We start from the raw sequence: 12,855 nt of genomic DNA on the forward strand, positions 1-12,855 counted from the left end.
ATCTCTCGTTAGCGGGAGGCGAATTCTACAGCGTTACTCGCTGCTGTCAACACCTCTTTTTCACCGCTTTCGATCGAGAAGATCGAATCGTCAATTGAGCCAAACAACACCGCCCAATCAACTCCTTCCTGACTTCGATAACCTGAAGCAACTTGCTGTCGAAATCTGCGTAACTCTTTGTTTACCAAGGAGTTTTCCGTTTCGACTGCGCCGGAAGTGGGGCGAATTATAGACTTCCAGAATCTGCCGTCAACCCCTGATTTGGCTTTTCTATCAATAACTTGCAGAAACCCCGAAAACACCCTGATTGCTTCTATATAGAAAGCGCGAAACGACGCCTTCTATATAGAAGAACGTGTCAGAGCACCCCGGACGCCTTGAAAGCCTCAACCGCAGCAGCATCCAACCCCAATACCCGCTGCAAAACCTCCAGCGTGTGCTCCCCTAACAACGGTGGCGCATTCCGGTACTCCACAGGCGTCTCGGACAAACGAATCGGACTCGCCACCTGAGGCACCATCCCGGCCAGCGCATGCGGCAGCTCTATGGCCAACCCCCGCGCCTGGACCTGCGGATCAGCAAAAACCTGCGCCAAGTCATTGATCGGCCCACACGGCACACCCGCCTGCTCGAGCTGTAGCACCCACTCAGCGGTGGTCTTGAACACCGTCGCCTGGCGGATCAGCGGAATCAGCACCGCCCGATTTGCCACCCTCAATTTGTTGGTGGCAAAGCGCGGATCATCTGCCCACTGCGGCTGACCCGCCACTTCGGCAAACTTGCGGAACTGCCCGTCGTTACCCACGGTAAGGATGAAGTCGCCGTCCGCCGTAGGAAAGTCCTGATAAGGCACGATATTCGGATGAGCATTGCCCAAGCGCTTGGGCGCATTGCCTGTAGTCAGGTAGTTCATCGCCTGGTTAGCCAGGCAAGCCACCTGCACATCGAGCAACGCCATATCAATGTGCTGACCGCCGCCGTCGTGATCCCGATGCGCCAGCGCCGCCAGTATTGCTACGGTCGAATACAGCCCGGTCAAAATGTCTGTCAGGGCGACCCCGACTTTCACCGGCCCCGCACCTTCATCACCTTCGGGCCGGCCGGTCAGGCTCATCAAGCCACCCAACCCTTGGATCATGAAGTCATAACCGGCGCGCTTGGCGTAAGGCCCGGTCTGACCAAACCCCGTAATCGAGCAATAGATCAGATCCGGATTGATCGCTTTAAGCGTTTCATAGTCCAGCCCATAAGCCGCCAGACCACCGACCTTGAAGTTCTCGATCAGGATGTCCGACTTCGCCGCCAGATCACGCACCAGCTTCTGCCCTTCAGGGCGGGTGAAGTCGATGGTCACCGATTGCTTATTGCGATTGGCCGACAGGTAATAAGCAGCCTCGCTGGTGTTTTCGCCATAGGCGTCTTTGAGGAACGGAGGCCCCCAGGCGCGCGTGTCGTCACCATTGCCCGGGCGCTCGACCTTGATCACCTCAGCGCCAAGGTCCGCCAGGATCTGCCCGGACCAAGGCCCGGCCAGCACCCGCGATAAATCCAGTACCCGTAGATGCGAAAGCGCGCCCATGGCCATTCCCCTATTAATAGAACGCCTGGATGCCGGTCTGTGCGCGACCCAGGATCAGCGCATGTACGTCGTGCGTACCTTCGTAGGTGTTCACCACTTCGAGGTTGACCAGGTGGCGCGCGACACCGAACTCGTCGGAAATGCCGTTACCGCCCAGCATGTCCCGAGCCATGCGTGCGATGTCCAGGGACTTGCCGCAGGAGTTGCGCTTCATCATCGAAGTAATCTCGACCGCCGCAGTGCCTTCGTCCTTCATGCGACCCAGGCGCAGGCAACCTTGCAGAGCCATGGTGATTTCGGTCTGCATGTCGGCCAGTTTCTTCTGAATCAACTGAGTCGCAGCCAATGGGCGACCGAACTGCTGACGGTCCAGGGTGTACTGGCGAGCGGTGTGCCAGCAGAACTCGGCGGCGCCGAGTGCGCCCCACGAAATGCCGTAACGAGCGGAGTTGAGGCAGGTAAACGGACCTTTCAGGCCACGGACGTCCGGGAAGATGTTCTCTTCAGGGACAAACACGTTGTCCATGACGATTTCGCCGGTGATGGACGCACGCAGGCCAACCTTGCCGTGAATCGCCGGAGCGCTCAGGCCTTTCCAGCCTTTCTCCAGTACGAAGCCACGGATGTCGCCGGCATCGTCCTTGCCCCAAACCACGAACACATCGGCGATCGGGCTGTTGGTGATCCACATTTTGCTGCCAGTCAGGCTGTAGCCGCCTTCCACTTTGCGTGCACGAGTAATCATCGCGCCCGGGTCGGAACCGTGGTTCGGCTCTGTCAGACCGAAGCAACCGATCCATTCGCCCGAAGCGAGTTTCGGCAGGTACTTCTGCTTTTGCGCTTCAGTACCGAATTCGTTGATCGGCACCATGACCAGCGAGGACTGCACGCTCATCATCGAGCGATAACCGGAGTCGACGCGCTCGACTTCACGGGCGATCAGGCCGTAGCTGACGTAGTTCAGACCGCTGCCACCGTATTGCTCGGGAATGGTCGCGCCCAACAGGCCGACATCACCCATCTCACGGAAGATCGCAATGTCGGTCTTTTCATGACGGAAAGCTTCCAGAACACGTGGCGCGAGCTTCTGCTGAGCAAATTGCTCGGCGGTGTCGCGGATCATGCGTTCTTCTTCGGTGAGCTGTTGATCCAGCAGCAGGGGATCGATCCAGTTGAAGCTAGCTTTACCGCCCATGAGTGTGTCCTCTCGAATCGGGTCAAATAACGTGGATTGATCCTAGGCCTGCCACCCCGTCAGGGCAAACGAGGATTTCGCATACTGTTGTGCTAATTTCTCACTCCGAAGCATCGCGAAAGGTCATTAATGCGATGTATTAGTGAGGTTCACGTACATGCGCAGGAAAATCCCCAGCACGACCGCCCTGATCAGCTTCGAAGCGGCGGCGCGCCACGAGAGCTTTACCAAGGCCGCCCAGGAACTGTCCCTCACTCAAGGTGCGATTTGCCGACAGATCGCCAGCCTGGAGGAGTTCCTCAGCGTCGAACTATTCAGACGATCCCGACGCGGGGTGAAGCTGACCGAAGCCGGACTTTCCTACAGCCGTCGGGTGGCCACGCAACTCGATGCGGTGGAACGGGATACTTTGTCGGTGATGGGCCAGCAAGGCGCCAACGTGATCGAACTGGCGGTGGTGCCGACCTTCGGCACCCAATGGCTGTTGCCACGACTCAAGGATTTCCAGCACAAACACCCGGAGGTGACGGTCAATCTCACCAACCGCACCCGACCGTTCCTGTTTGCCGACACCGAGTTCGATGCCGCGATCTACTTCGGCGATGCGGACTGGTCGGGTACAGAATCCCACAGGCTGATGGGAGAAAATCCGATGCCGGTCTGCAGCCCCGCCCTACTGGGCAAGAAGCTCCATCTGACACCCGCTGAAATCGCGGAACTACCTCTTCTGCAACAAACCACCCGCCCCTACGCCTGGCGGCAGTGGTTCAACTCGCAGCACCTGGATATCCCTCGCGACATGACAGGCCCGCGTTACGAGCTATTCTCCATGCTCGCCCAGGCGGCAATGCATGACATGGGGATCGCGCTGATTCCACCGTTTCTGATTCAACGTGAACTGGCGGAGAAGCGCCTGGTGATTGCCAACCCTCAGGCACTGTCGAGCATCAAGGCGTATTACCTGATGATTCCTGAGCGAAAGGTTGAATCGGCGTCTTTAAGGGCTTTTCGCGACTGGCTGGTAAATCAGGCTCACAGCTACAGCCTAGAAGGATGAAGGCTATCGCTCGTTAGCTGACCCCGTAGTCAGCAAAACGAAAACACTACAGATATAAGTATTTGTCGCATATCCATAGACTGTACCGACAAGCAGTACAAACGTCCCACAAGCGCCTGAAGTCGTGGCCTTGAGCCTCTATTTCGACGCAATGACGGCTCATTCACAACGCCGATGTGGAAATTCTTCAATTTCGACCAGAATCCTTACAAGGCACGGCCTGCAAGGGATTGACCCGGTTAGTTGCGACATTCGGTCACGGGGTGACTTGTAGTTAATTTTCCGTCACCCGTCATAATCCCTTGAAGGGCACAAAGTTCGCCTGCAAAATGCCGCGCCCCGCCCTGATTTGGCGGGATCGTGCTGATCGGCCGCCCCAGCCGCACCATCCGAAGTGCCTGGGTTTACTCAATAAGATCACGCAGGAGATTTGACGTGCACATTGGTGTTCCTCTCGAAACCCAGACGGGTGAAACACGGGTTGCTGCAACCCCGGAAACCATCAAAAAGCTGATCGGCCAGGGTCATAAGGTCACTGTACAAAGCGGCGCCGGCGTCAAAGCCAGCGTTGTCGACAGTGCCTATGAAGCGGCAGGCGCGACCATTGGCAGCGCCAGCGATGCGTTTGGTGCCGAGCTGATTCTCAAGGTGGTCGCCCCCAGCGACAGCGAGCTGGCGCTGATTAAAAGCGGCACCGTTGTGGTGGGCATGCTCAATCCGTTCAGCAATGAAACCATCGCCAAGCTGGCCGAGTGCGGCATTACCGCGTTCGCGCTGGAAGCCGCGCCGCGTACCTCCCGCGCCCAGAGCCTGGATGTGCTGTCCTCCCAGGCGAACATCGCCGGCTATAAAGCCGTGTTGCTGGCCGCTCATTACTATCCGCGCTTCATGCCGATGCTGATGACCGCTGCGGGCACCGTGAAAGCGGCGCGGGTGCTGATTCTCGGCGCTGGCGTGGCGGGCTTACAGGCGATCGCCACGGCGAAACGTCTGGGTGCGGTGATCGAAGCGTCTGATGTACGTCCGGCGGTAAAAGAGCAGATCGAATCCCTCGGCGCCAAATTCGTCGACGTGCCTTACGAGACTGACGAAGAGCGTGAATGCGCCGTCGGTGTCGGCGGCTACGCGCGTCCAATGCCCGCTAGCTGGATGCAGCGTCAGGCCCTGGCCGTGCACGAACGCGCCAAACAAGCCGACATCGTCATCACCACTGCGCTGATCCCGGGCCGCAAGGCGCCGACGCTGTTGAGCGCGGAAACCGTGGCGCAGATGAAGCCAGGCTCGGTAGTTATCGACCTCGCCGCCGCCCAGGGTGGCAACTGCCCGCTGACCGTGGCCGATCAGGTGGTGGTCGAGAATGGCGTAACCATTTGCGGCCCGACCAACCTCGCCGGTGAAGTCGCGGCGGACGCTTCGGCGCTGTACGCCCGCAACCTGCTGGACTTCCTGAAGCTGGTCTTCAACAAGGAAGGCCAGTTCGAAGTGAACCTCGAAGACGACATCGTCGCCGCGTGCCTGATGTGCCGCGACGGCCAAGTCATCCGCAAAAACGCCTAAGCAGGGATTCAGACGATGGAAGAGCTTATCTCCCCCGGTATCTACAACCTGATCATCTTCGTGCTGGCGATTTATGTCGGTTATCACGTGGTCTGGAACGTTACACCTGCACTGCACACGCCATTGATGGCAGTGACCAATGCCATTTCCGCGATCGTCATCGTCGGCGCCATGCTGGCAGCGGCTTTGACCGTCACGCCACTGGGCAAGACCATGGGCACCCTCGCCGTGGCCCTGGCGGCGGTGAACGTGTTTGGTGGCTTCCTGGTCACCCGCAGAATGCTTGAGATGTTCAAGAAAAAAGCCCCGAAAGTCGTAAAAGAAGAGGCGCCCAAGTAATGAGCATGAACCTTGTCACGACGCTCTACTTGATCGCGTCGATCTGCTTCATCCAGGCCCTCAAAGGCCTGTCGCACCCGACCACGTCGCGGCGCGGCAACGTCTACGGCATGCTCGGCATGGCGCTGGCGATCCTCACGACTGTCGGCCTCATCTATAAGCTCGGCGCTGAGCTCGCCACTGCCGGCATCGGCTACGTCATCGTTGGTCTGCTGGTCGGCGGCACTGCCGGTTCGATCATGGCCAAGCGCGTTGAAATGACCAAAATGCCAGAACTGGTCGCCTTCATGCACAGCATGATCGGTATGGCGGCGGTGTTCATTGCCATCGCTGCCGTGGTTGAGCCGCAGTCGCTGGGCATCGTCAAGCAACTGGGGGATTCAATTCCTGCCGGTAACCGCCTGGAGCTGTTCCTCGGCGCTGCCATCGGTGCAATCACCTTTTCCGGTTCGGTGATCGCGTTCGGCAAGCTGTCGGGCAAGTACAAGTTCCGCCTGTTCCAGGGTGCGCCGGTACAGTTCGGCGGTCAGCACAAGCTGAATCTGCTGCTGGGCCTGGCGACACTGGCACTGGGCATCACTTTCATGCTGACCGGCAACCTCAGCGCCTTCGCCCTGATGCTGGCCCTGGCCTTCGTGCTCGGCGTGCTGATCATCATCCCGATCGGCGGCGCGGACATGCCCGTGGTCGTGTCGATGCTCAACAGCTACTCCGGCTGGGCGGCGGCGGGGATTGGCTTCTCGCTGAACAACTCGATGCTGATCATTGCCGGTTCGCTGGTAGGTTCGTCCGGTGCGATCCTCTCCTACATCATGTGCAAGGCGATGAACCGCTCCTTCTTTAATGTGCTGCTCGGCGGTTTCGGCAACACGGCGGACGCAGCTGGCCCGGCGGGTTCGAAAGAAGCACGCCCGGTGAAATCCGGTTCGGCTGACGATGCGACCTTCCTGCTGACCAACGCCGACACCGTGATCATCGTTCCAGGCTACGGCCTGGCGGTAGCACGGGCACAGCACGCGCTCAAAGAATTGACCGAGAAGCTGACCCATCGCGGCGTGACCGTGAAGTACGCGATCCACCCGGTGGCCGGGCGGATGCCTGGCCACATGAACGTACTGCTCGCCGAGGCCGAAGTGCCTTACGACCAGGTGTTCGAGATGGAAGATATCAACTCCGAGTTCGGTCAGGCCGACGTGGTGCTGGTGCTGGGCGCCAACGACGTGGTCAACCCCGCCGCGAAGAACGATCCGAAATCGCCGATTGCCGGCATGCCGATTCTCGAAGCGTTCAAGGCCAAGACCATCATCGTCAACAAGCGCTCGATGGCCAGCGGCTACGCCGGTCTGGACAACGAACTGTTCTACCTCGACAAAACCATGATGGTCTTCGGCGATGCGAAGAAAGTCATCGAAGACATGGTCAAAGCTGTCGAGTAAAACCTGCTCCAGCGCAATACCCAAAACCTCAGCCTTTAGTAGGCTGGGGTTTTTTTATTCCCCGTGAAACCCGACAAAAGGCTCTAAATCAGGGCTCGGCATTCGACCATGGTAGCGGGACGGATTTTTTTCAAATCACTAGACTGCACACCTTGCTTCCGTTGCCCGAGATAACACTCCATGTACCGTGATCGTATTCGCTTGCCTTCGTTGTTGGATAAGGTGATGAGCGCCGCTGACGCTGCTGCTCTGATTGAGGACGGCATGACCGTCGGCATGAGCGGTTTCACCCGCGCCGGTGAAGCCAAAGCCGTACCCCACGCACTGGCCGAACGCGCCAAAATCACTCCGCTGAAAATCACCCTGATGACCGGCGCGAGCCTGGGCAACGACCTCGATAAACAACTGACAGAGGCCGGCGTCCTGTCGCGGCGCATGCCGTTCCAGGTCGACAGCACCTTGCGCAAAGCCATCAATGCCGGCGAAGTCATGTTCATCGACCAGCATTTGTCGGAAACCGTGGAGATGCTGCGCAACCAACAACTCACGCGGCCAGACATCGCAGTGATCGAAGCCGTGGCGATTACCGAACAGGGCCATATCGTGCCGACCACGTCGGTGGGCAACTCAGCCAGTTTCGCGATCTTCGCCAAACACGTGATCGTCGAGATCAACATGGCGCACAACCCGAATCTCGAAGGGTTGCACGACATCTATATCCCGACCTATCGCCCGACCCGCACGCCGATTCCTCTGGTGAAAGTCGACGATCGCATTGGCAGCACGGCCATTCCGATTCCGCCCGAGAAGATCGTCGCGATTGTGATCACCAATCAGTCGGACTCGCCGTCCACCGTGCTGCCGCCGGACGTCGAGACCCAGGCCATCGCTGATCACCTGATCGACTTCTTCAAGCAGGAAGTGGCGGCAGGGCGCATGACTAACAAGCTTGGTCCGCTGCAGGCCGGGATCGGCACCATCGCCAACTCGGTGATGTGTGGCTTGATCGACTCGCCGTTTGAAGACCTGACCATGTATTCGGAGGTGTTGCAGGACTCGACCTTCGACCTGATCGACGCCGGCAAGCTGAGCTTTGCCTCAGGCAGCTCGATCACGTTGTCGGCCCGGCGCAATACCGATGTGTTCGGCAACCTGGAGCATTACAAGGACAAACTGGTGCTGCGGCCCCAGGAAATCTCCAACCATCCGGAAGTGGTGCGGCGCCTGGGCATCATCGGCATCAACACGGCGCTGGAGTTCGACCTGTACGGCAACGTCAACTCCACCCACGTCTGCGGCACGCGGATGATGAATGGCATCGGCGGTTCCGGGGATTTCGCGCGAAATGCGCACCTGTCGATCTTTGTCACCAAGTCGATTGCAAAGGGCGGGGCGATCTCCAGTGTGGTGCCGATGGTCAGCCACGTTGACCATACCGAACATGACGTCGACATTCTGGTGACCGAGATTGGTCTGGCCGACCTGCGTGGTTTGGCGCCGCGGGAGCGAGCGCGGGTGGTGATCGACAACTGTGTGCACCCGGACTATCGCGAAGCCTTGAATGACTACTTCACGGCGGCCTGTGCAATCGGTGGCCACACCCCGCACATCCTGCGCGATGCCCTGAGCTGGCACATCAACCTGGAAGAAACCGGGCGGATGCTCAAGGCCTGATTGATCGAAAATACAGCTGACGCACACACAGTTGCGTCAGTTGGTTCTTGCAACACACTCTACTGTTTAAAACTGTACTGCTGTACTGGTCGTTTCCTACGGTTTTTGCCTACATTTCCGAGTCTCGAGGATGAAAACGCACCGTATCGGTGCTGACAGGTACAGTTGCCTCAATATCGACCAGTACACCCCCTATAAACAGTTAACTGGTCTCTCACAATACAAGTGAACTGTATCTAGGGGGACTGGCCAAACAGGAGGATCATTGGCATCAGTTAAACCACTACCTAATCCCGCCACAAGCGGAAGGATGTCAACCATGGAACGTACACTCAGTTCCGAACTGTTCTTCGAAGATACTGCTGCAAAAACCCAGGCTTCCCTGCCTCTTCGCGTTATCGCTAACCTGATGTTGTGGCAGCGCCGCATTACCAGCCGCCATCAATTGGCTCGTCTGGATTCGCGTCTGCTGGCTGATGCCGGGATTAGCGAAGCACAACGCTACGAAGAGCTGAGCAAGCCGTTCTGGCGCTAAGTTAGCGTCGCTGGCTCTGACCTACAGGGTCCACCGCCAGCAACCCGAATTGAACAACCAAAACCCGTCGTGGGAAACCACGGCGGGTTTTGTCGTTTCAGGGCCTTAAAAGGCATACCAGTACAGTTTTATATTTTATGGAATTGACCGGTACACTGACATTTCATCCATCCGGGCTATTCGATTCCATGCGCGCCGGCCTAATATCCAGCCAGAACGTGGCGAACGCGACATGACCGGCGTCTGATCCAACAGACACTGCGCCACCTCTCAACCGGTTTATCCAAAGGAGCTACCCCATGTCCCGTCTTCGTCTGCTGAGCGCTGCAGCCCTGCTCGCCGTGGCTGCCAATGCCCACGCCACCAGTTTTATCGTGACCACCGACGCCGTCGTTGGCGCGCTCAAATCCAGTTCCGACGCCACCTCCGACGCTTCCTCTTCACTGCGTGATAACAAAATCGTGCGCGCCGCTCGTGATGACGCCGCCAGCTTCGTCGCCAGCAACGGCGATATTCGAGGCGTGAAACTGGAAAGTGCAATCGATGAAATTCACCGTCAGTTGCCGCAGCTAAACGCCACTGACGCGCAAATTGCCCAGGCCATCCTGGCGATCTGAACGTGAGCTGAACGACGGGACACGCCCATCGTGTCCCAATGTTTCGGCGCTGGCTCTAGTCCGGGCATTGCGCTAGCCTTGGGGCTCGTTTCCAGCTATCGAGTCTCATGGGTTTTCTTTCAAATCTGCTATTCATTCCCGCATGCCTGGCGGCCTTTTGGTCGGTTTCGGCCCATGCCTTCGACGCCTTTAATTTGTCTACACAAGGCACTGTAGTCAGTGGCTACGCCACAAGCATGGTGACCTCTGCGCCCTTCGACCATAAACTGCTGATCGCCGCTCAGGATGACGCTGCGGCATTCATTGCCAGTGACGGCCAACTACGAGGAGCGCAACTGGAATCCGCCCTGGTTTACCTGCGCCGGACCCAGCCAAAACTTCATGCCAGCGACCTTGAACTGGCGCAGGCAATTCTCGTCCAATAGTTATCATCGTTCCTTCGGAGTCGTTCCATGCGTAGCCCGCTGATTGCTGCCACCCTTGGCCTGCTGTTGTTGGCCGACGTGGCCCAGGCGCACACCCTGGTTGCCACTAGTAACATGATCATCCGTGCCACCCAGCGCACGCTTGATTTCACATCCGATACCACCACCTCCATTCGCGACTCGAAGATCGTGCGCGACGCCCACGACGATGCGGCCAGTTTCATCGCCACTGACGGCGATATTCGCGGCGCGCACCTGGAAGCGGCACTCAATACCTTGCGTACCCGCGTGCCGGAAGCCCGCGACGCCAGTGATCAGGTTCTCGCCGAAGCCATCCTCGCACTGTGAAGTCGCTCAGTGCCTGGCTGCTGGCCGGGTGGGTGTTGCTGCTTGGCAACACCGCCCAGGCCAGCCTGCAATTACGCCTCAAGACCGACGGTCTGAGCCCCGCGCAAGTGCAGGCCAGCCAGGCGCTGCTCGATGAAGCCATGCAGGCGTTGCCGCCGCGCTTCGTCGAACAACTGGATCGGCGCATCGATGTCGGCTGGACCGACGAAATGCCCGACAACGCCTACGGCCAGGCGTCCCTGGTGTCTGAGCTCGATCTGAATCGCAATCTGCTCGCCAGTCTCACCGACGGCAGCGCCGCCACCAAGAAGACCTACCGCCCCCACGGCACCGTTCGCCGGGAAATGCTCGCTACGGTACTACACGAACTCACCCATATTTATGATCGCTCGCGCCTGTGGCCGGACGCCGAGCGCACGCTGATCCAGCGCTGCAACCGGCGCAACAGCAGCTCCGGCCTGATCGGCATCCCCGATCAATGCCGCGGCCAGACCACACGACGTTTCACCCTCAGTGACGATCCACGCCTGCTGGACCTGGCGGGTTGGCCGCAATACGTGGGCCGACGCGGCGAACGCGAACAGCACAACCGGCAAATCGTCCGCAGCCCGGACATCTACGAGACGACCAATCCCAAGGAGTTCGTGGCGGTCAACATGGAGTACTTCCTCCTCGACCCGAGCTATGCCTGCCGCCGTCCCGCGCTGTACCGCTACTACAAGGAACATTTCGGCTGGGCGCCGCCCACCAAAGACGCCTGCGCCAAAACCTTCGCCTTCCTCAATGCCGGCAACGACTTCGCCAAGACGCCGTTGGGCCAGGTCGATCCGGAACGGGTCTACGCCGTCGATTACCTGCTGGCCGAAGCCAATCAGAACTGGGTCAGCCGCTGGGGCCACAGCATGTTGCGTCTGGTGATCTGCGCGCCGGGCCGGCCACGCGGGCCGGATTGCCGACTGGATCTGGACCAGAGCCTGGTGCTGTCTTATCGCGCATTCGTCGGCGACGTACAGTTGTCGAGCTGGGACGGTTTGGTCGGCAAATACCCGTCGCGCCTGTTTGTCTTGCCCCTGGCCCAGGTGATCGACGAATACACCAAGACCGAACTGCGCAGCCTCGCGTCAGTGCCGTTGAATCTGTCTCGCACCGAAATCGAGGAAGTGGTGGAACACGCCGCCGAGATGCACTGGAGCTACGACGGCAACTACTTCTTCCTGTCCAACAACTGCGCGGTGGAAAGCCTGAAACTGTTGCGCAGCGGCAGCAACAACGCGCAACTGACGGGCCTGGACAGCATCATGCCCAACGGCTTGCTGGAAGTGCTCAAGGGTCGCGGACTGGCGGACACCAGCGTGCTGGACGACCCACGCGAAGCCCTGCGCCTGGGTTATCGCTTCGACTCCTTCCGCGATCGCTACCAAGCGATGTTCGAAGTGTTGAAGAAACGCTTGCCGATCAAGCAGGCCACCGTCGAAGACTGGTTGTCGTTGAGCGCCGAAGAACGGCGCAAGTGGATCGACCAAGCTGATTTACGCACCAGCGCGGCGTTACTGCTGCTGGAGCAGGCCAGTTTCCGTCGGCAGCTACAGTTGGCCCAGGATGAAGTGAAGCAACGCTACCTCGGCGCTCGTGAACTGAAGAACGGCGGCATGGACAAGGCCAACGCGACTTTGAAAGAGATCCTCGCCAACAGCGGCTTCCTCAGCCGCCCGGCCGAATTGCTCGGTTCCGGTGGCTATGGTTTGCCACAGCCGAGCGAGTCGGCACGCCTGGAATCGGAAACCAGCCTGCGCCAGAAACAGCTGCAATCGCTGACCGGGGATCTGGATAAAGAAGTGAGGGCGTTGCTGGAGCCGAGCCGGGCGGCGGAGATTGCCGCCAATGAAGCCAACCTGAAGCAGGTTGGCGAGCATTTGCGGGCGTTGCATAAAGCGGCTGGCGGCTTGGAATTGCCCTGATCGAATCACCGCAGGACTCTGTAGCAGCTGGCGAAGCCTGCGTTCGACTGCGAAGCAGTCGTAAAATCAGACGCTGCGGTACGTCAGACAGACCGAGATGAATGGTTTGCGACTGCTGCGCAGTCGAACGCAGGC

Annotated in this window: 12 protein-coding genes; 10 read left to right on the top strand and 2 right to left on the bottom strand. The window is 58.9% G+C overall.

Translation table 11 applies throughout. From position 1 onward, the window contains the following. Positions 1-358: 358 nt before the first annotated feature. Positions 359-1,579, bottom strand: coding sequence for a CaiB/BaiF CoA transferase family protein (locus BK665_RS20350; protein ID WP_123408681.1), 1,221 nt, complete (start codon positions 1,577-1,579; stop codon positions 359-361). A 13-nt stretch (positions 1,580-1,592) separates the two neighbouring features. Then, positions 1,593-2,774 (bottom strand): acyl-CoA dehydrogenase, encoded by a 1,182-nt coding sequence (locus BK665_RS20355; protein ID WP_123408444.1) that lies wholly within the window; start codon positions 2,772-2,774, stop codon positions 1,593-1,595. 157 nt (positions 2,775-2,931) lie between these two features. Here BK665_RS20355 and BK665_RS20360 point away from each other — a divergent pair, with 157 nt between their 5' ends. The 10 genes from BK665_RS20360 (at position 2,932) to BK665_RS20405 (ending at position 12,720) form a co-directional block, all read left to right on the top strand. Then, positions 2,932-3,831 (top strand): LysR family transcriptional regulator, encoded by a 900-nt coding sequence (locus BK665_RS20360; RefSeq protein WP_123408445.1) that lies wholly within the window; start codon positions 2,932-2,934, stop codon positions 3,829-3,831. 435 nt (positions 3,832-4,266) lie between these two features. Beyond that, positions 4,267-5,388, top strand: coding sequence for a Re/Si-specific NAD(P)(+) transhydrogenase subunit alpha (locus BK665_RS20365; protein ID WP_123408446.1), 1,122 nt, complete (start codon positions 4,267-4,269; stop codon positions 5,386-5,388). 15 nt (positions 5,389-5,403) lie between these two features. After that, on the top strand, positions 5,404-5,727 hold the full coding sequence (locus BK665_RS20370) for an NAD(P) transhydrogenase subunit alpha part 2 (protein ID WP_007947884.1): 324 nt from the start codon (positions 5,404-5,406) through the stop codon (positions 5,725-5,727). Continuing rightward, on the top strand, positions 5,727-7,163 hold the full coding sequence (locus tag BK665_RS20375) for an NAD(P)(+) transhydrogenase (Re/Si-specific) subunit beta (protein WP_123408447.1): 1,437 nt from the start codon (positions 5,727-5,729) through the stop codon (positions 7,161-7,163). Before BK665_RS20370 ends, BK665_RS20375 begins: the two co-directional genes overlap by 1 nt. 180 nt (positions 7,164-7,343) lie before the next feature. After that, positions 7,344-8,837, top strand: coding sequence for a succinyl-CoA:acetate CoA-transferase ScpC (scpC, locus tag BK665_RS20380; protein ID WP_123408448.1), 1,494 nt, complete (start codon positions 7,344-7,346; stop codon positions 8,835-8,837). Positions 8,838-9,156: 319 nt separating this feature from the next. Then, positions 9,157-9,372, top strand: a complete 216-nt coding sequence (locus tag BK665_RS20385; RefSeq protein ID WP_008018491.1) for a DUF1127 domain-containing protein — start codon at positions 9,157-9,159, stop codon at positions 9,370-9,372. Positions 9,373-9,671: 299 nt separating this feature from the next. After that, positions 9,672-9,989 (top strand): DUF2388 domain-containing protein, encoded by a 318-nt coding sequence (locus tag BK665_RS20390; RefSeq protein WP_123408449.1) that lies wholly within the window; start codon positions 9,672-9,674, stop codon positions 9,987-9,989. A 107-nt stretch (positions 9,990-10,096) separates the two neighbouring features. Beyond that, entirely contained in the window at positions 10,097-10,414 is a 318-nt protein-coding gene (locus tag BK665_RS20395) for a DUF2388 domain-containing protein (protein ID WP_123408450.1), read from the top strand. 27 nt (positions 10,415-10,441) lie between these two features. After that, positions 10,442-10,762, top strand: a complete 321-nt coding sequence (locus BK665_RS20400) for a DUF2388 domain-containing protein (protein ID WP_123408451.1) — start codon at positions 10,442-10,444, stop codon at positions 10,760-10,762. Continuing rightward, a complete protein-coding gene (locus BK665_RS20405; protein WP_123408452.1) occupies positions 10,759-12,720 on the top strand; it encodes a DUF7844 domain-containing protein in 1,962 nt (653 codons plus the stop codon). Before BK665_RS20400 ends, BK665_RS20405 begins: the two co-directional genes overlap by 4 nt. Positions 12,721-12,855: the final 135 nt, after the last annotated feature.

This window comes from Pseudomonas frederiksbergensis (genome assembly GCF_003732665.1).
Lineage (GTDB): Bacteria > Pseudomonadota > Gammaproteobacteria > Pseudomonadales > Pseudomonadaceae > Aquipseudomonas > Aquipseudomonas frederiksbergensis_G.